Genomic DNA, 19256 nt, shown 5'->3' on the forward strand with positions numbered 1-19256 from the left:
CTTTTATTTAATGTGATTTATGCCTTATTTATTATTGTGGTTTTTATGGTTTCTTTTCCGAACTGAACAAACAAATAACATTTATTCGTGCAGCCTGAGGGACGTTACCCTTCAGGGCAACGCTTTTACAACGCCCGCTGTGCAAGGGATCACAAGTTTTCGGCAAAGCGGACGTCCGCGCGAGAAAAGATGATATATTGGCGATCTTTGTCGCTACCCTGCGTGATAGTTATGAAAGTCTCTTTCCAGATTAAGCTGTTTATTTCGCTGGTTGCCTTTTTCTCAGTGCTTTTTGCGCTACTGGGCGGATATTATTATGCCGATGTTGGGAAACAGCTTTATCAGGAAATGAGTACGCGAGCTAAAATACAGGCGGAAGAGATTGCGCTTATTCCAACGCTGCGTCATGAAGTTGAACAAAAGAATATCACCGCCATCCATGATTTTATGCAGAAGATTTCTGCGCACAGCGACGCCAGCTTTATTGTGATTGGTGATAATAAGGGCCAGCATCTTTTTCACTCGGTGTTTGCCGACAGAGTGGGCACCACGCTGGTGGGCGGAGACAACGAAGCCGTACTGCAGGGTAAGAGCACCACCACCATCCGCAAAGGCGGGCTGGGCATTTCGCTGCGCAGCAAAGCCCCCATTTTCAACGCTGCCGGACAGGTAGTCGGCATCGTTTCGGTCGGCTATCTCACCAGCTACCTGGACACCATTACCGTCAGTAAAGTGGTGAATATCCTGATTGCCGCCGTGCTGCTGCTGATCGCGCTTTTTATCTTCTCCTGGTTCTTTACCCGCAGCATCAAGAAGCAGATTTTCTCCCTTGAGCCGCGCGAGATCGGCCTGCTGGTGCGCCAGCAGAAGGCGATGATGGAGTCTATTTATGAGGGGGTGATTGCCATTGACGATCGGCGGCGAATTGAGGTCATCAACCAGGCGGCGCGCAAGCTGCTCGGCCTGAGCCAGCCGGCCCGGGAGCTGCGCGGGCAGCTGATAAGCCAGGTGATCGATCCGGTTCCGTTCTTCGACACGCAGACGATGCTGGCGAAAGATACCCACGATGAGATTTGCCGTTTTAACGATCTCACGGTGATTGCCAGCCGGGTGCACATCATGCTTGAGGGGTCGCTGCAGGGCTGGGTGATCACCTTCCGCGATCGCAACGAGATCGACTCGCTGAGCGCCCAGCTCAGCCAGGTCAAACGCTATGTTGATAACCTGCGCATTATGCGCCACGAGCAGCTAAACCGCATGACCACCCTCTCCGGCCTGCTGCATATGGGCCGCTACGAGGAAGCCATTGGCTACATTCAGGCGCAGTCGGAACACGCCCAGGAACTGCTGGACTTTATCTCGTCGCGCTTCAGCTCCCCGACCCTGTGCGGCCTGCTGCTGGGGAAAGCCGCCCGCGCGCGGGAGAAAGGCGTCGAGCTGAGTTTCGACCCGGCCTGCAGGCTGGACAGGCCGTTCCTGCCGCTGGGGGAGCAAGAGCTGGTTTCGATTATTGGCAACCTGCTGGATAACGCCATCGAAGCGACGCAGCGGTCGCCGCTTCCCCACGCGCCGGTGGAGGTGCTGATAAAGCTCAGCGAACAGGAGCTAATTATTGAAGTGGCGGATCAGGGCGTGGGTATTCACCCGGCGATCCGTGAGCGCATCTTTGAACGCGGCATCACCACCAAAACGCGCGGCGATCATGGGATTGGTCTGTATCTGATCGAAAGCTATGTCACGCAGGCTGGCGGCGCGATAGAAGTTGCCGATAATACGCCGCGCGGCGCCATTTTCTCACTGTTTATCCCGGCCGCGGGAACCGCCCGGCAACTGGAAGACACCGACTATGCAACATGAACTTATCGACGTACTGATTGTTGAAGACGAGAACGAACTGGCCCAGCTGCACGCGGAGCTGATAAGCAAACATCCGCGCCTGAGGCTGGTCGGGATTGCCTCATCCCTGGCCGACGCGCAGGTTCAGCTTGAGCGTAAACAGCCGCAGCTGATGCTGCTGGATAACTATCTGCCGGACGGCAAAGGCATCACCCTGATCAGCAACCCAATGCTGACCCGCGCCAACTGCTCGGTAATTTTCATCACCGCCGCCAGCGATATGGACACCTGCAGCCAGGCCATCCGCAACGGCGCGTTCGACTACATCCTCAAGCCGGTTTCCTGGAAGCGGCTCAGCCAGTCGCTTGAGCGGTTTGTGCAGTTTGCCGAGCAGCAGCGCGTCTGGAAGATTGTCGACCAGCAGAACGTCGATTCGCTGTATCAGCTCCAGGCGAAGAACTACCGCCAGGACAACGGCAGTAAAGGCATAGAGGAAAATACGCTGGCGCGGGTGCAGACGCTGTTTAACGAAAAGGCGGCACACTGCTTTACCGTTGATGAGGTGGTGAGCGAGACGGGGTTGAGTAAAACCACCACCCGTCGCTATCTGGAGCACTGCGTGGAGGCGGGTTTTCTGACGGTGGAAATGCTGTACGGCAAGATTGGGCATCCGAGGAGGATGTACAAGCGTAGTGCGGCTTAACTCCCCTCACCCCGGCCCTCTCCCCAAAGGGGCGAGGGAGAAAAGACGGCTCCGTGCAATCCCCTCTCCCCTTTGGGGAGAGGGTTAGGGTGAGGGGGCTACTTTAATACATACCCATACAGCCGCTTAATCCCGTCGGGATCCTTCTCGCTGTAAACGCCCTGCAGCTCCGGCGAGAAGCCCGGCAGCAGGTTGATGCCCTCTTCCAGCGCCAGGAAGTAACGCTGTACCGCCCCGCCCCAGACTTCACCCGGCACCACGCACAGCACGCCCGGCGGATAGGGCAGCGCCCCTTCGGCAGCAATCCGCCCTTCGGCGTCCCGGATGCGCACCAGCTCCACGTCTCCGCGAATATAGGCCCGGTTTGCATCCTGCGGGTTCATCACCACCTCAGGCAGGCTCTCCTTGCGGAACATCGCCTTCTGCAGATCCTTCACGTCGAAGCTGACGTAGAGATCGTGCATCTCCTGGCACAGCTGGCGGAGGGTGTAATCCCGGTAGCGCACCGGGTATTTCTGGAAGATCGTCGGCAGCACGTCCGCGAGCGGCGTATCGTCTTCAATATGCTGTTCAAACTGGCCCAGCATCGCCACCAGCTGCGCCAGCTTCTCGCGGCTTTCGGCAGGCGTCAGCAGGAACAGGATCGAGTTAAGATCGCACTTCTCCGGCACGATGCCGTTTTCACGCAGGTAGTGCGCCAGAATCGTCGCCGGGATCCCGAAATCGGTGTATTCCCCCGTTTCGGCATCAATGCCCGGCGTGGTCAGCAGCAGCTTGCACGGGTCGACAAAGTACTGCTCGCTGGCATAGCCCTCAAACCCGTGCCATTTTGCCCCCGGCTCGAAACTGAAGAAGCGCAGCTCGCTGGCGATGGCGTGCGTGGGATGATCCTGCCACGGCCGCCCTGCCACAACCGGCGGGATAAACGGTTTGATCATATGACAGTTGGCAATGATTGCCTTACGCGCTTCAATCCCCAGCTCAACGCACTCCGCCCAGAGCCTGCGGCCGCTTTCGCCTTCGTGGATCTTGGCATTCACGTCCAGCGCGGCGAACAGCGGGTAAAACGGGCTGGTGGAGGCGTGCAGCATAAACGCGTTGTTCAGCCGCTTGTGCGGGCAGAAACGCGCCTGACCGCGAATGTGGTTATCCTTCTTATGGATCTGCGAGGTTTGCGAGAACCCGGCCTGCTGTTTGTGCACCGACTGGGTCACAAAAATGCCCGGATCGTTCTCGTTCAGCTCCAGCAACAGCGGGGACGTTTCCGCCATCATCGGAATAAACTGCTCGTAACCCACCCACGCGGAGTCAAAGAGAATGTAGTCGCAGAGATGGCCGATCTTGTCGATCACCTGACGGGCGTTGTAGATCGTGCCGTCATAGGTGCCAAGCTGGATGATCGCGAGGCGGAACGGACGCGCCTCGTCGGCCTTCTCCGGCGCCGCCTCGCGGATAAGATCGCGCAGATACGCGTCGTCAAAGCAGTGGTCGTCAATCCCGCCAATAAAGCCAAACGGGTTACGCGCGGCCTCAAGATACACCGGCGTCGCACCCGCCTGGATCAGCGCCCCGTGGTGGTTAGATTTATGGTTGTTGCGGTCGAACAGCACCAGATCGCCACGCGTCAGGAGCGCGTTGGTCACCACCTTGTTGGCCGCCGACGTGCCGTTCAGCACGAAGTAGGTTTTGTCCGCGTTGAACACCTTCGCCGCAAACTTTTGCGCATGCTTGGCGGACCCTTCGTGGATCAGCAAATCCCCCAACTTCACGTCGGCATTGCACATGTCGGCGCGAAACACGTTCTCACCGAAGAAATCATAGAACTGTCGTCCCGCCGGGTGTTTTTTGAAAAACGCCCCGTGCTGGTGGCCCGGACAGGCGAAGGTGCTGTTACCCATCTCCACGTACTGACTCAGGGTGTCGAAAAACGGCGGCAGCAGGTTCTCTTCGTAACGGCTGGCAGCGGTCTCCAGTTCCAGAAACTCCTGAGCTTTGCCCGAGATGACCCCGGTAGCGCCGTCAGGCACGTCCGTTGGCTCCTGCGAGAAAATAAACACCGGTAACTGAAAGCCCGTGCGTTTCAGTAATCCAAGGATGCCGCTGCGACTCTCTGTCACCGTCATGACGACGGCCGCCACATCGGTAAAGTCCGTGCTGTCCAGCGTCACCTTTTCGCGGTGCGTAGACACGGTTGAGAGCAGCTCGCGGCTGACGGCGATTTTCATGGTTTTCATAAGCGCAATTACCCTCACCGGGCGGTGAGACAGGGAGGAGAAAATTCGCGCAATAATGTCACCTTTTATTTTGAGGTGCAAGAAGGAATCAGTATGCACTGATATCACCCAAAGCTAAGGCCCGCGAGGCGCTGACGTGCCATAATAATGCAATATCAATGATTAAATAACAGGAGTTAAGCGTGGTTATCGGGCCATTTATCAACGCAGGAGCCGTACTGCTGGGCGGCGTACTCGGCGCCGTGCTGAGCCAGCGGCTGCCGGAGCGTATTCGCACCTCCATGCCCTCAATATTCGGCCTGGCATCGTTAGGTATCGGCATTCTTTTAGTGATCAAATGCGCCAACCTGCCCGTGATGGTGCTGGCTACCCTGCTCGGCGCGCTGATTGGCGAATTTTGCTATCTGGAAAAAGGCATTAACGGCGCGGTGAGCAAAGCCAAAAACCTGATAACCCGACCGGGCAAGGCGAAGCACGGCACGCACGAGACGTTTATTCAGAACTATGTCGCCATCATTATTCTGTTTTGCGCCAGCGGCACCGGGATTTTCGGCTCAATGCAGGAAGGGATGACGGGCGACCCGAGCATTTTGATTGCAAAAGCGTTTCTGGATTTCTTCACCGCCACCATTTTCGCCACTACCCTCGGTATCGCCGTGGCGGCGATCTGCGTCCCGATGCTGCTTATTCAGCTGGCACTGGCTACCTGCGCCACGTTAATTCTCCCGCTCACCACGCCGGCGATGATGGCAGACTTTACCGCCGTCGGCGGCCTGCTGCTGCTGGCTACCGGGCTGCGCATCTGTGGGATCAAGATGTTTGCCGTGGTGAACATGCTGCCCGCGCTGCTGCTCGCCATGCCGCTCTCCGCGCTCTGGACGCACTTTTTCGCTTAAGGATGCGGCGAAATGGTGAGAGATTGCGCAGTCCGTAACGAAAACAACATTTTTCGTTGACGCCACCGGGCAGATCGGGTTTAATGCGCCCCGTTGCCCGGATAGCTCAGTCGGTAGAGCAGGGGATTGAAAATCCCCGTGTCCTTGGTTCGATTCCGAGTCCGGGCACCACTATTTAAAGAACCCGCCCTCGTGGCGGGTTTTTGCTTTTGGTCTCTCCCCAACCTAGGGATCGTTCCCAACCGCGTCCAGCAGTTTGTTTTTGAAGATAAACAAACACGCCTCGTTAAAGTTCTCCGCCCCCAGGCGTTCCGAGAGCGCCGTTCGTTTGCGGTAGAGGCTTTTCACCGACGTATTCAGCTCATCGGCAATGGCTTCCATCGACATCCCTGCCCTCAGCAACCGCAGCATGATCGCTTCGTGCGTGCTCAGCCGTAAATTCAGCAGCCACTTCGTGGTCAGGCGACGGCCCTTCATATTGAGCACCAGGTTGAACAGCGAGGCCATGTCCGGCGCCGTAAGCGACGTGTTCATAAACAGCTTCATGCTGAGCAGATTCTCCTCGCGGTGTCGCATATCAAGCATAACGCAGCAGATTGTTTTTTTCGTTCTGGCCGGATGGCGTATCAGGTAATCATATAAACGGAGCGGAGAACGGCTATCAATCAATACAGAATATTCATCTGCACCGCTATCAAATATGTTTCTGTCAATCGAATCGAGCAGAATAATATCCGGAAAAAATATCCGCATGCCCCTGACAAGGTAGCGGTCCTGCGTCACTAACACTATTGAAGTTGCCACTAACCATCCCTTTTAGATTAAAGCAAGAACGATCCTGTGCAAAGCAGACCGCCTTCGTTTTATAGCGCTGTAATATTAACGATAAATGTATTCTGGCTTTGGACATCCCTCAATACAGACATTGATGGATAAGACTTCCTGTAGACCATCATTCAATGCCCGGCATTAATTATAAATAAAAAACATTTTCAGAAAAGACACCTCCCTAAACATTAAGAATTTTTGTCATGAAACTTCCCAAACATGCACCAGAAAGTACTTTAATTGAGACAAATAAACGTCATTAGAAATATATACAATCTTGTCACAACAAAAATAAAAACAATTAAAATCAACCATTTACAATTAAATTACCAATTAAAAATAATCACTAAACGTCGCTCAATACAGAATTATCTCAAAACGATATAGCCGCTTTTCAGCATATTTATCCGGCAACATATCAGGTGTACATTACCTCCCATCCGGTCCACTAAGATGAGGCTCCATAATTACCTTTAAGTAAGTACCCCGTAACAGCACCGTGTTCAGATTTAATGTTCTCATTTATGGCCTTTTACGCTGAGCTTAAAGGCGGCCGTGTTATGCAATGGATTAATGATAAACAAATGGCAAATAGATATGGAAAGATCGCTTCGCGTCAGTACGTTATTCTTTTATCGCACCCCAACATTATTGTTTCTGTTATTCCTCTTTCCTGTTCTGGTTCAGGCGACGGAATCCGTTTATGAACAACAGATTCAACAGGCGCGTAACGGTAATTACACCTCGTTTCTTGATTATCTCCAGCGTTATCAGCAGCAGCATGCCCTGACGCCTGAAAACGTTGCGGACTGGTTACAGGTGGCTTCCTGGGCAGGTCATGATGACGAGGTTATTCAGGTCTGGCAGCGCTACAGCATTTACATGCCGCTGCCCGCCCGCGGCGTTGCGGCCGTCGCGCAGGCCAGAAGAAACCAAAAGGCGTGGCAGCCCGCGCTGGCGCTCTGGAAAGAGGCGCGTAGCCTTGCGCGGGATAACGACGATTATCGTATCGGCTATATCAAAACCCTGGCCGATGCCCGCATGGATGCACTCGCGCTGCAGGAAGCCCGGCAGTTGGTCACCGAAAACCCCACTCTGGCGCATCTTCAGACGCTGGCGTACGTCTGGTCACGCCAGGGCAAAGGCTGGGATCGGCTTTTAGCCGACGCGCGCGCGCTCAATCTCGCGCCAGAAAATCACGCGCTTCTCCGCGAGCAGATCGACGCGCTAACGGATAACCGGGTGAATACCCCTGCGCTCCTGCTTTCACAAAAGGTGGCGCTGTCCCCGGCGGAGCGTCGTCGCCTTGAGCTGAATGCCGCAGCCGAAAGCGTTCGCCTTGCCGATGTGCCTGGCAGGACGGAAAAGGAGCGTCTGCAGCTTGCGCAAGCTGCGCTGAATCGTTACGACGCGCTGCTTTCTCGCTGGCAAAGCGAGCCGCAGGCGGCGCAGGACATTATCCTTGCGCGTATCGACAGGCTCGGCGCGCTGTACGCCCATGCTGATTACCCACAGGTGGTTAGCGAATATCAGGATCTGACGGCCGCCCGGCATCCGGTGCCGAACTGGGCAATCGGCTGGGTCATCTCCGCGTATCTGCAGGAGAAAAATGCCGCTGCCGCCTTCTCGCTTCTGCAACGCTATCCGCAATACGCGTCCGATCCGCAGGACGAGGAGCACGCGCTTTTCTACGCCTGGCTGGATACCGGAGAGTATGAATCCGCCCGCCGGTACGTAGCGCGCCAGACCCGCAACGTCCCCTGGACCCGGTACGATTTCGGCTCCCCTACCCCGCAGCCGAACGATCGGTGGCTTACCGGGCAGTCTCTGCGCTTTAACTATCTGCTGGCGACCAACGCCCTGCCGGAAGCCGAAAAGCTGTCTCAGCATCTGGCGGCAACGGCGCCGGGCAACCAGGGATTGCAGATTGACTACGCCACCCTGCTTCAGGCGCGGGGCCTGCCGCGCGCGGCCGAGCAAAGGCTAAAAATGGCGGAGGCGCTGGAGCCCTCGAATCTGGAACTTGAGCAGCAGCAGGCTTACGTCGCCATGGATCTGCAGGAGTGGCGGCAGATGGATTTACTGGCCGACGACGTGCTTGCCCGCGCGCCCGCCGATCGCAGCGCCAGGCGTCTGGACAGGCTTCGCGCCGTCCACCACATGTCCGAACTGCGCCTCAACGCGAGCAAGGGTTTGCACTCCGATAACCCCGTCAGCGGGACGCACGATCTCAACTGGGACGCCACGATCTATGGCCCGCCGGTTGCGGACAACTGGCGGCTGTTTGCCGGCACCCGCTATGCAGAGGGCCTTTTCGATGAAGGCAGAGGCACCAGCCGCCACCTGCTGGGCGGCGTGGAATGGCGGCCACGCGACCTCCAGCTCGAAGCCGAGCTCTCCAGCAACCGCTATCACGGCGCGAACAAGCCGGGGGCCCGCCTCACAACAGCGTACGCTTTGACGGATAGCTGGCAGGTCAGCGGCAGCCTTGAGCGCTTATCGCGCACCACGCCCCTGCGGGCGTTACGCAACGGGATTAGCGCCAACCGGGGCGAAGCCGGCGTGCGCTGGTATCAAAACGAGCGCCGAGAGTATCAGTTCAATGCCGCCCTCAGCCGCTTCTCAGACCACAACCGCCGCCAGGAATACACCCTCACGGGTAAGGAGCGCCTCTGGCAGACCCCGTCCCTGACGCTGGATCTCGAACCGGGGATCGCCGCCAGCAAAAACAGCCTGCGCGACACGCTCTACTACAACCCGGCGCGGGATCTTTCCGTGACGGCGGCCCTGACCGTTGACCATGAGATGGTCCGCCATTACGACACCCTCTGGAGCCAACAGTTCGTGGCGGGAGGCGGCAGCTACTGGCAAAAAAATCAGTCCGCTGGCGCCATCGCCCTGCTGGGCTACGGGCAACGCGTTCAGTGGAACAACGTCATGGATACCGGCGTGATGCTGAACTGGGACAAGCGCCCTTACGACGGCAAACGCGAGAGCAACCTCTCCGTCACGTTTGATGCGACTTTACGCTTTTAAGGATGACTATGCTGAACACACGTTTTTCCGCGAGCCTGATGCTCATCGGCTGGCTCTGCCTCAGCGCGAGCGTCTGCGCGCAGGCATTTTCGTTTATTGCGCCCAAAGCGCGGCCACAGCTGGAGGCGAGCAAGCCCTGGCCGCAGAACCAGTTTCTGGTGCTGGCCTACCACGACGTAGAAGATGATGCAGCCGATCAGCGCTACCTCTCGGTTCGCACCAGCGCGTTAAACGAGCAGATAAGCTGGCTGCTGCACAACGGCTATCACGCCATCAGCGTGCAGGACATTCTGGATGCCCATGACGGGAAAAAAACGCTGCCGCCCAAAGCCGTTCTGCTCAGCTTTGACGACGGCTACAGCAGCTTTTACACCCGCGTCTGGCCGCTGCTGCAGGCGTGGAACGTCCCTGCCCTTTGGGCGCCGGTGGGCAGTTGGGTGGACACGCCGGCGGATCAAAAGGTCAATTTTGGCGGCCTGATGACGCCCCGCGATCGCTTCGCGACGTGGGACATGGTGCGCGAGCTCGGCCAGTCTCCGCTGATTGAGATCGGATCGCATACCTGGGCCTCGCATTACGGCATTCCGGCTAACCCGCAGGGCAGCCGGGAACCGGCGATCGCCAACCGCTTTTATGACAATGCCACGGGCCGCTATGAAACGGACCCGCAGTTCAGCCAGCGGATCGGCGATGACATTCGCAAGGTGACTGAAAAGATCGCGCAGGTGACGGGCAAAGCGCCGCGCGCCTGGGTCTGGCCTTACGGCGCCGCTAACGGTACGTCGCTCGCCATCGCCAGACGGCAGGGTTACCAGCTGGCCTTTACCCTTGAGGACGGGCTCGGAAACGTGCAGGATCTGGGCAACATCCCCCGCCTGCTGATCGCCGGTAATCCTTCGCTCAAAACCTTTGCCAGTACGGTCAGCCAGGTTCAGGAGCGCGATCCCGCGCGCGTCATGCACGTCGATCTCGACTACGTTTACGATCCCGATCCGGCCCAGCAAACCCAAAACATCAACAGGCTGATCCAGCGGGTCTACGACATGAAAATCAGCCACGTTTTCCTGCAGGCGTTTGCCGACCCGCAGGGCGACGGCAGGATCAAGGCGCTCTATTTTCCCAACCGCTGGCTGCCGGTTCGGGCCGATCTATTCAACTTCGTCTCCTGGCAGCTGCAAACCCGCGCGGGGGTGAAAGTCTTCGCGTGGATGCCGGTGCTCTCGTTCGATCTCGATCCTGCCCTGCCGCGCGTGCAGCGCAGGGATCCTCAAACCGGCCAGCTGCGGGAGGCCACCGAGCCCTATATCCGGCTCTCACCGTGGGACCCGCAGGTGCGCCAGCAGGTGACGGACATCTATCAAGATCTGGCCCGCTATGCCAGCTTCAACGGGATCTTGTTCCATGACGATGCGGTGCTGACGGACGTGGACGATACCGCTCAGAACAGCACGCGCCAGAAAAGCCAGACGCTTATCGGGTTTACCCACGCCCTGAGCCTGGCGGTGAAGCATATCCGCGGCCCGCAGATAAAAACCGCCCGCAATATGTTCGCCTTACCCATTCTGCAGCCGGAGAGCGAAGCGTGGTTCGCGCAGAATCTTGACGATTTTCTGGCGGAGTATGACTGGACGGTACCGATGGCCATGCCGCTGATGGAGTCCGTCCCGGTAGACGAGAGCGACGCCTGGCTGACCCGTCTGGTTAACGCGGTTGCCGCCCGCCCCGGCGCGCTCGATAAAACCATTTTTGAACTGCAGGCGAAAGACTGGGATCGGCAACCGCAGCGCGCCGTTTCCGACAGCCAGCTTGCGCAGTGGATGCGCGTGCTCCAGCTGAACGGCGTCAAACACTACGGTTACTACCCCGACGATTTCATCAACAACCAGCCTGCTATCTCCCGCATCAGGCCTGAATTTTCTTCCTACTGGTACCCTGACAATGACTGATCGCATTATCGCATTCTCTATTTTATGTCTGGTATTCGGGTTGCCGTTAGGCGTGGCCGCCCTCTTTACCGGCGAGCTGATTCTGGATTTTGTCTTCTTCTGGCCGCTGTTTATGTCGGTGCTCTGGATAACCGGCGGGCTCTATTTCTGGTTTCAGCTTGAACGCCACTGGTCGTGGGATAAAGAAACCCCGCCGCCCGCGCTGCCCGGCGAGCCGCTCATCTCCATTCTTATCCCCTGCTTCAACGAGGGCAGGAATGCCCGGGAGACCATCAGCGCCGCGCTGGATCAGCGGTATGAAAATATCGAAGTTATCGCCATCAACGACGGGTCGTCTGACAACACGGCGGAGGTATTGCAGGCCCTGGCGCTGGAGCAGCCGCGCCTGCGGGTGATTAACCTCGCGGAGAACCAGGGGAAAGCGCTGGCGCTTAAAGCCGGGGCGGCGGCGGCCCGGGGCGATCTGCTGGTCTGCATTGACGGCGATGCCCTGCTCGATCGCGATACGGCAGCGTATCTGGTGGCACCGCTGATTCATTATCCCCACGTCGGCGCGGTTACCGGGAATCCGCGTATTCGCACCCGTTCCACGCTGATTGGCCGCATTCAGGTGGGCGAGTTCTCATCCATCATTGGGCTCATCAAGCGGACGCAGCGGATCTATGGCCGAGTATTTACCGTCTCCGGCGTCATCGCCGCCTTTCGCCGACAGGCGCTGGCGGACGTTGGGTACTGGAGCCCGGACATGATCACCGAAGATATCGACATCAGCTGGAAGCTCCAGCTGCGCCACTGGGATATCTTTTTCGAGCCGCGGGCGCTTTGCTGGATCCTGATGCCGGAGACGCTGAAGGGTCTGTGGAAACAGCGTCTGCGCTGGGCCCAGGGCGGCGCGGAGGTGTTTCTGGTCAACCTGCGCAGGATTGTGCGCTGGGAGCATCACCGCATGTGGCCCCTGTTTATGGAGTACGCGCTGTCAACGCTGTGGGCCTTCGCGTACGCGATGACGGTGCTGCTGTTCCTCCTCAGCCAGGTTGCGCCTGTTCCCGCCAGGCTGACCGTGGAGAGCCTGTTTCCACCGGAGTTTACCGGGCTGCTGCTGGGGGTGATGTGCCTGCTGCAGTTCCTGGTCAGCTTGTACATCGAGCGGCGCTATGAGCGGAAGGTGGCCAGCTCGCTGTTTTGGGTGATCTGGTTCCCGATGGTGTACTGGATGATCGGCCTGTTCACCACCCTCGTCGCGTTTCCAAAAGTCATGCTTAAACGCCAGCGCGCCCGCGCGCGCTGGATCAGTCCGGACCGGGGAAAAGGAAGCCTTCAATGAATGAAAATACCTTAATTTTGACCGAACATCGGCTATTGCCGCGTCTTTTCGATGCCGCGTTGACACTGGCGGCGTGGGGAGGATTTCTGTTTTTCCTGTATGCCCGGCTCTGGATGCAGCTCACCGATGAGAGCGACCACCGATGGGGCGTGATTATTGCCTCCTTTAATACGGTGCTGGTTTATTTGCTGTTCGCCGCGCTCAACGGCTGGCTGCTGATTTTGTGGTATCAGTACAATCGCCGCCGGGCCCACGTGAGGCGGCGCCAGCCGGGCTATTTTCACCAGGAGGAGCTGGCCCGCAGCTTTAATGTTTCACCGCAGATCATCTCCGAGATGAGCCAGTACAACCTGCTGACGGTGTACCATGACCAGATTGGCCGCATCATCGATTTGAAGATCAGCGAGCAGCTGGAAGAGGAAGAACAGTAGCGAAAAGCCCCCGCAGGATGCCCTGCGGGCTGAGGGATCCACAGTATTTTTTAAGCAGAAGCAATGACCTTGTTTCAGAACGACTAAAGGCTTTCAGCGATGCCCTGGTCCGGCTGTAAATCGCTGAGGCGTTTCCTGCAGGTCGGGGCGAGGCGCATGGATGCGCCGAGAGGGCGGGCTTTACAGGGACGTTACCTCCGCCCGTCCCCGATAAGCCGGAAGGAATGAGCCGAAGGTACCGCGTAGCGGCGATTTACCGCCGGGAGCCCGGGTCGCCAGGGTGGTGGCGACTGAGCCACCCTGGCACGTTCACAGGCCATGTCGTTAAAGAGTAGCAAGGAACATAAAGTGAACGGAATGCCCACCAGAGCCGTATGTTCCCCCTCACCCCAGCCCTCTCCCTCAAGGGAGAGGGGGTCGTCGGTGCCGACATTATTTTATAGCGAGTCCTTCACCACGATCAGCGGCTCAATATCGCTCTCTTTCTTCACCACCAGCGAGTCATCGCCGCGCAGGCAGGTTCCCCCGTAGTTCCCGCCCACGGTAAAGGTGCAAACCTGTATGTACTTGCCGTCAACCTTCGGCAGGCACCACAGCTGCTGATAGATGTTTTTACGGTCGACAAACTTGCCGCTGGATTTATCCAGCAGCTCGTCCTGAGCGCTGATGAGATCGATATTGCTGCCGCAGCGTCCGGCTATCGGCTTGACGGCATAGCCGGTCTGCTTGAGCAGTTCGTTAACCTCAAAATCGGTGTCGAGAAGGTAACGGTGGTTCGGGAAGAGCTGCCACAGCACCGGCAGAATGGCTTTGTTGCCCGGTATCACCGTCCACAGCGGTTCGAAGACCAGCACCTCGGGGCGCAGCAGGACGTCAATGAGGCGGACTTCGCCTTCGGGATGTCCGGTCCGAATCGGCACCGCGGCATATTCGGTTTCGCTGACCTCGCGGATCTGCTCTATCGCCGTTTCCCACGCCCAGGTTTTCCACACGCAGTTGACGTGGCGACCTTCGTCGTCAACCAGCTGTCCGGCGGCATCCCAGCTGAGCGCCCCCAGCCCGTGGAGAATTTTGGTCTCGAACCCGGCCTGCATCAGCGAGCGCTGAATAAAGAGCGCGTGATAGTCCTCTTCGACATCGTTGTCCTGCATGATGTGGACGAACGGCCGCGCATGGCTATGCTTCCACGCGCCGGTTAGCTCTTCCAGCAGGCCCTCCGCCGGGTTATGCCCGTTGCCGCGATAGCCGTTTTTCACCCACTCCTCAAGGATAAGCCCGCCCTCGGTATGGCATGACGCGGAGTCGGCGTTGTACTCGTAAACCTTGATGCCGCGCTCGTCCATGCAGAAATCCATACGACCGGTGATCATATGGTGGCGACGCCACTGCCACGAGAGGCGCAGGCGCGGCCAGAGGATTTTCGGGATATCGAAAAGCGCCAGCAGGCTGTCGTCTTTCAGCACCTTATCGGTGGCGTGCAGGTACATCAGGTGCAGCTCGTTGGTGGCCTTGATCAGCTCCTGCTCGGCGCTTTCGGTGATGGTGAAGTACTGGCAGGGATCTTTATTGATCACGTGACCGTTCGCGCGGATATACGCCTGCTGCAGCACGTCATTTTCGTTGAGCCATTTTCCGTCGAACTGACGCGTGTTTTTCAGCCGCGCGCCGCTGATTTTCAGCAGCTCGCCGTCGATTTCCGGCTGGGGAATGCTGTGTTCCGTGTCGTCGGTCTGGATCATCCAGCCGAGAATTTCCGTGTCGCTGAAGGTGTCATGGAGGGTGTAACACCCGTTCTCCACGCTCAGACGCAGCTCGCGGGTCCACTGCTGCCCGAGCGGCAGCGGGGAGTGAATCACGTTCTGCTCCGCAATGCGCACCCTATCGTCCAGAAGCTGGGCGATCACCGCCACGTGGCCGGTCTCGTGGAACTCGCCGCCCTTTTGCCAAACCAGCAGCGCCCCGGCGCGCGGCGCGCGTTTCGAACCGTTGGCAAACGCCTGAAGGGGCAGAATGTTATCGTTCACCACCTGGCGCAAAAAGCGCAGAGAGAAAATCTCCCACGCCATGCCGACGTCGGTAAACACGACGCCATAGTTGAGGAACAGGAAACGGCGGGCGAACTCCACGCACTGCCACTTGTGGCCCATGTATTCGTTGCCGATATAGCTGCGAAAATCCGCGTCTTCCGGGTATTTTCGCGGGTCCAGGCTGCCGTAATTTGAAGAGTAAATCGCCACGCCACCCGGCGCATAGCCTAACAACGTCCCGAATGGCGCGTCACTGCTTAACGTTCCTTTACGCATGTATCCAACCTAAAACAGGCAGGCGGCAATTTTCTTAGAGGTTGTCGTCGTCTGCACGTTGTAATTAACCTGACAGAGGGTGATTTATCATACACCTGCCCTGCACATTACGCTCGCATCGTTAAACGGTTCCCCTGCCAACTGCTACACTGCCTCAACACAACACCAAAGAGGCAGGCCAACATGTCAGACGAAAACACCTATCAGCCACCGAAAGTGTGGGAATGGAAAAAGAACGGCGGCGGCGCGTTCGCCAACATCAACCGCCCAATTTCCGGCGCAACGCATGAGAAAGATCTTCCTGTCGGTTCGCACCCGCTGCAGCTCTATTCGCTGGGCACGCCGAACGGCCAGAAGGTGACGATCATGCTCGAAGAACTGCTGGCGCTGGGCGTGACGGGCGCGGAGTACGACGCGTGGCTGATCCGCATCGGCGAGGGCGATCAGTTCTCCAGCGGGTTTGTTGAGGTGAACCCGAACTCGAAAATTCCGGCGCTTCGTGACCACTCCACGAACCCGCCAACGCGCGTATTTGAATCCGGTAATATCCTGCTTTACCTCGCAGAGAAATTCGGTCACTTCCTGCCGAAAGATCCGGCGGGACGCACCGAGACGCTGAACTGGCTGTTCTGGCTGCAGGGCGCGGCGCCGTTCCTCGGCGGCGGTTTTGGCCACTTCTACAACTATGCGCCGGTGAAAATTGAGTACGCGATTGACCGCTTCACTATGGAAGCCAAACGCCTGTTCGACGTGCTGGATAAACAGCTGGCGCGCGGTCGCTACGTGGCGGGTGAGGAGTACACCATCGCGGATATCGCCATCTGGCCGTGGTTCGGCTGCGTGGCGCTGGGCAGCGTCTATAACGCCGCCGAGTTCCTTGACGCAGAGAAGTACACAAACGTGCAGCGCTGGGCGAAGGACGTGGCGAACCGCCATGCCGTCAAGCGCGGACGCATCGTCAACCGCACCAGCGGCGAGCTGAACGAGCAGCTTCACGAGCGCCACGCCGCGAGCGACTTTGATACCAATACGGAAGACAAGCGTCAGGCATGACGACTGGCCGGGCGGTACGCCGCCCGGCAGAACAGATCCTTTCCCAGGGCATGATTAGCCTAAAGGTTGAGCCGGTTTGCTGGCACTATCTGGCCGTTTCTCTCCTTTCAGACGCAGAGAAATGACGTATCAACCAACAGCAGTCACAAAGGATCTGTTATGAAACTCATTAAAACAACGCTGGTTATCAGCGCCCTCATTTTTTCCACCTCGGGAATGGCCATCGACAAAACCGCCGCTGGCGCGGTCGCAGGCGCCGCTATTGGCGCGGCCACGGGCAAAGATCTGAAATCCACCGTGGGCGGTGCCGTTGTGGGCGCAGGCACCGGTGCCATGTTCAAAAACGGCGATAAAGGTAAAGCCGCGCGTAAGGGCGGCGCGGTAGGGGCTGCCGTGGGCGCAGGTGCCGCGGCGGTGACCGGCAAGAGCGTGCTGAAAGGTGCAGCCGTTGGCGCGGGAACGGGCGCGCTGATTGGTGAAGCGACGCACTGATAGACTTTGCCGGGCGTCCGTGTGCTCGCCCGGCTTTTTGAAACCCTTCACCATCTTATCAATGGTGATGATCGTCATACTGATGCTCAATCACCATCCCTTCCGCCACGCTCGCCACATGGCGTGCACGCGGGTGATAAACCGGAGCAGGTGCCGCATAAACGGTTTGGGCGGGTGCAGGGGCGACGGTTACCGCCTGCGGAACCGTGGCTGACTGCGGAACAAGCACGACCTTATATCCCGAAGGGACATCGACCGTAACGCTCTGAGCCATCGCGGTATTGACCACTGCAAAACCTGCCAGGGCAGCAAATAAAATAATACGGTTTTTCATAAATTGAATTATTTCCGGTAACAAGAAGATAATTCATTATGTCGGCTGAATCTTAAGACAATATTAATTTTCATGTTCTGGAATGTGCAGAAAATGCCAAATATATTGGCACAAGAGAATAATTTAATACTTTAAATATATTGACCCGCGCTATTAAAAAATAGACGGCGCGCGCTGAACACAAAATTCGTGAATAAAGCAAGGCCGCACAGGGCGGCCTTGCAACGTTGCGTTATGCCGTCAGGCGGAACTTCTGCACCGAGCGCTGAAGCTCTTCGGTCTGACGCTCCAGCGCCGCCGCCGCAGCGGAAACCTCTTCAACCAGCGAGGCGTTCTGCTGGGTGACGCCGTCCATCTGCGTAATGGCAATCCCGACCTGCGAAATGCCCTTGCTTTGCTCCTCAGAAGCAGAGGCGATTTGCTTCATAATGGTCGTCACTTCCGTCACGTCGCGCAAAATCGCATCCATGGTGGTGCCGGTGTCGCTCACCAGCTGCGCACCCTGCTCTACGCGGGACACGGAGTCGGTAATCAGCCCCTCAATCTCTTTCGCCGCGTTGGCGCTGCGGCTTGCCAGGTTGCGAACTTCCCCTGCCACCACGGCGAAACCGCGCCCCTGTTCGCCCGCGCGCGCCGCCTCAACCGCCGCGTTGAGGGCCAGAATATTGGTCTGGAAGGCAATGCTGTTGATCACGTTGGTGATTTCAGCAATTTTCTTCGAGCTTTGCGAAATACCGCTCATGGTAGTCACCACCTCTTCCACCAGCGAGCCGCCGCGGCTGGCGGTGGTTGAGGCCACATCGGCCAGCTGGCTGGCCTGGCGCGCGCTCTCCGCGTTCAGCTTCACCGTTGCGGTCAGCTGTTCCATGCTGGCTGCCGTCTCTTCCAGCGCAGCCGCCTGCTCTTCGGTACGGGATGAGAGATCGTTGTTACCGCTGGAAATTTCCGTCGCCCCGCGCCAGATATTTTCGCTACCGGAGCGGATCGTGCTGACCGCTTCGCGCAGGCTGTCCTGCATGGCGCTCAGCAGCGGCACCAACTGCCCCACGCAGTTGCGGCCAAACGGCTCAATGGGCTGGCTGAGATCGCCCTGGGCAATCTGGCGGAACTGGTGGCGAATGCGGTCCAGCGGTTTGACCAGCATCGCGACCAGGTAACGGTCGGTGAAGAGCAGGATCAGCAGGCCGACGATGGTGGCGACGATAATCACCGTGCGGGTCATGCTGGTCAGGCCGTCCACCACCACGCGGGTGCTGTCGAGCGACTTCGCGGCAGCATTGTTGAACGCTTCAGCCGCCGCACCGAACGCGCGGCTCAGCGGTGGAGTGACGTTATTGGCCTGCTGACGATAGCCGTCCAGCGCTCCCTCTTTCGCCTGCTGCATTTGCGGCGTCACGCCCTGTTCGAGCAGCGCCTGCCAGGAGCCGATTACCCGGGAAGCGATCTCCTCATCCATCGGGCCTGGGGAGATCGCCTTCATCTCGGCGAGCTTCTTGCCCATGTTATCCAGCGCCTGCTGGGCAGAGGAGAGATCCGGCGTGCCCCCTGCGGCTTTGACTTCCATTGCGCGGCTCAGGCGGGTCACAAAGCGGAAATACTGGTCGTTGCCCTGGCTGAGCACCGTCATCTGTTTGACCAGCTGGCGGTCCACTTCATTGCCATCTGAAACGCGAGACAGGGACCAGGAGCTGTACAGCCCAACGCCCGCCCACATTAAACAAAAGATCCCGAGAATCGCCAGCATGACGAAACGGATCGTGAAATTACGAAGCATATTCATAAGTCTTCCTTGCCGTGAGGGTGAGTTCGCCCAGAGGCGAGTGCTTCTCTCGTTATCGGC

Annotated in this window: 15 protein-coding genes and 1 tRNA gene; 11 read left to right on the forward strand and 5 right to left on the reverse strand. The window is 58.0% G+C overall.

The features are described 5' to 3' along the window. Window positions 1-231: 231 nt before the first annotated feature. A complete protein-coding gene (locus L6R44_RS07220) occupies window positions 232-1857 on the forward strand; it encodes an ATP-binding protein (RefSeq protein WP_237423696.1) in 1626 nt (541 codons plus the stop codon). Next, window positions 1847-2539 (forward strand): response regulator, encoded by a 693-nt coding sequence (locus L6R44_RS07225; protein ID WP_032643370.1) that lies wholly within the window; start codon window positions 1847-1849, stop codon window positions 2537-2539. Before L6R44_RS07220 ends, L6R44_RS07225 begins: the two co-directional genes overlap by 11 nt. A gap of 98 nt (window positions 2540-2637) precedes the next feature. On the opposite strand, the gene L6R44_RS07230 is transcribed toward L6R44_RS07225, so the two are convergent. Then, entirely contained in the window at window positions 2638-4773 is a 2136-nt protein-coding gene (locus L6R44_RS07230; RefSeq protein WP_237423697.1) for an ornithine decarboxylase, read from the reverse strand. A 182-nt stretch (window positions 4774-4955) separates the two neighbouring features. Between L6R44_RS07230 and L6R44_RS07235 the strand changes: the two genes are divergently transcribed. Together L6R44_RS07235 and L6R44_RS07240 are read left to right on the forward strand one after the other, a co-directional pair. Further along, window positions 4956-5669: a DUF554 domain-containing protein gene (locus L6R44_RS07235; protein WP_032643372.1), complete on the forward strand. Its 714-nt coding sequence runs from the start codon at window positions 4956-4958 to the stop codon at window positions 5667-5669. Window positions 5670-5764: 95 nt separating this feature from the next. Then, a tRNA-Phe gene (locus L6R44_RS07240) sits at window positions 5765-5840 on the forward strand. A gap of 54 nt (window positions 5841-5894) precedes the next feature. Here L6R44_RS07240 and L6R44_RS07245 read toward each other — a convergent pair. Further along, the gene (locus tag L6R44_RS07245) at window positions 5895-6422 is read right to left on the reverse strand and encodes a helix-turn-helix domain-containing protein (protein ID WP_045331891.1); all 528 of its coding nucleotides are present in this window, start codon (window positions 6420-6422) and stop codon (window positions 5895-5897) included. Window positions 6423-7094: 672 nt separating this feature from the next. On the opposite strand from L6R44_RS07245, the gene pgaA reads away from it, so the two are divergent. The 4 genes from pgaA to pgaD are packed head-to-tail and all read left to right on the forward strand — an operon-like array spanning window position 7095 to window position 13234. Continuing rightward, a complete protein-coding gene (gene pgaA / locus L6R44_RS07250; protein WP_237423698.1) occupies window positions 7095-9533 on the forward strand; it encodes a poly-beta-1,6 N-acetyl-D-glucosamine export porin PgaA in 2439 nt (812 codons plus the stop codon). Between the two features lie 8 nt (window positions 9534-9541). Continuing rightward, the gene (gene pgaB / locus L6R44_RS07255) at window positions 9542-11479 is read left to right on the forward strand and encodes a poly-beta-1,6-N-acetyl-D-glucosamine N-deacetylase PgaB (RefSeq protein WP_237423699.1); all 1938 of its coding nucleotides are present in this window, start codon (window positions 9542-9544) and stop codon (window positions 11477-11479) included. After that, window positions 11472-12803, forward strand: coding sequence for a poly-beta-1,6-N-acetyl-D-glucosamine synthase (pgaC, locus tag L6R44_RS07260; protein WP_237423700.1), 1332 nt, complete (start codon window positions 11472-11474; stop codon window positions 12801-12803). Before pgaB ends, pgaC begins: the two co-directional genes overlap by 8 nt. Continuing rightward, complete coding sequence (pgaD, locus tag L6R44_RS07265; RefSeq protein WP_237423701.1) at window positions 12800-13234, forward strand: poly-beta-1,6-N-acetyl-D-glucosamine biosynthesis protein PgaD; 435 nt, start codon at window positions 12800-12802, stop codon at window positions 13232-13234. The genes pgaC and pgaD overlap by 4 nt, the downstream gene beginning before the upstream one ends. Window positions 13235-13671: 437 nt before the next feature. Here the strand turns inward: pgaD and gss are convergent, their stop codons facing one another. Next, entirely contained in the window at window positions 13672-15537 is a 1866-nt protein-coding gene (gene gss, locus L6R44_RS07270; protein ID WP_237423702.1) for a bifunctional glutathionylspermidine amidase/synthase, read from the reverse strand. A 183-nt stretch (window positions 15538-15720) separates the two neighbouring features. On the opposite strand from gss, the gene yghU reads away from it, so the two are divergent. Genes yghU through L6R44_RS07280 form a run of 3 tightly spaced genes read left to right on the forward strand, consistent with a single transcriptional unit; the run spans window position 15721 to window position 17082 of the window. After that, window positions 15721-16590, forward strand: coding sequence for a glutathione-dependent disulfide-bond oxidoreductase (gene yghU / locus L6R44_RS07275; RefSeq protein ID WP_237423703.1), 870 nt, complete (start codon window positions 15721-15723; stop codon window positions 16588-16590). After that, window positions 16587-16715: a hypothetical protein gene (locus L6R44_RS24880; protein WP_256932455.1), complete on the forward strand. Its 129-nt coding sequence runs from the start codon at window positions 16587-16589 to the stop codon at window positions 16713-16715. Before yghU ends, L6R44_RS24880 begins: the two co-directional genes overlap by 4 nt. A 34-nt stretch (window positions 16716-16749) precedes the next feature. Beyond that, window positions 16750-17082: a glycine zipper domain-containing protein gene (locus L6R44_RS07280; protein ID WP_008499797.1), complete on the forward strand. Its 333-nt coding sequence runs from the start codon at window positions 16750-16752 to the stop codon at window positions 17080-17082. Window positions 17083-17140: 58 nt separating this feature from the next. Here L6R44_RS07280 and L6R44_RS07285 read toward each other — a convergent pair whose 3' ends face one another. Beyond that, a complete protein-coding gene (locus tag L6R44_RS07285; RefSeq protein ID WP_032643385.1) occupies window positions 17141-17416 on the reverse strand; it encodes a hypothetical protein in 276 nt (91 codons plus the stop codon). A gap of 232 nt (window positions 17417-17648) precedes the next feature. After that, entirely contained in the window at window positions 17649-19196 is a 1548-nt protein-coding gene (locus L6R44_RS07290; protein ID WP_032643386.1) for a methyl-accepting chemotaxis protein, read from the reverse strand. Window positions 19197-19256: the final 60 nt, after the last annotated feature.

It is taken from the genome of Enterobacter cloacae complex sp. ECC445 (assembly GCF_021892025.1).
Taxonomy (GTDB): domain Bacteria; phylum Pseudomonadota; class Gammaproteobacteria; order Enterobacterales; family Enterobacteriaceae; genus Enterobacter; species Enterobacter chengduensis.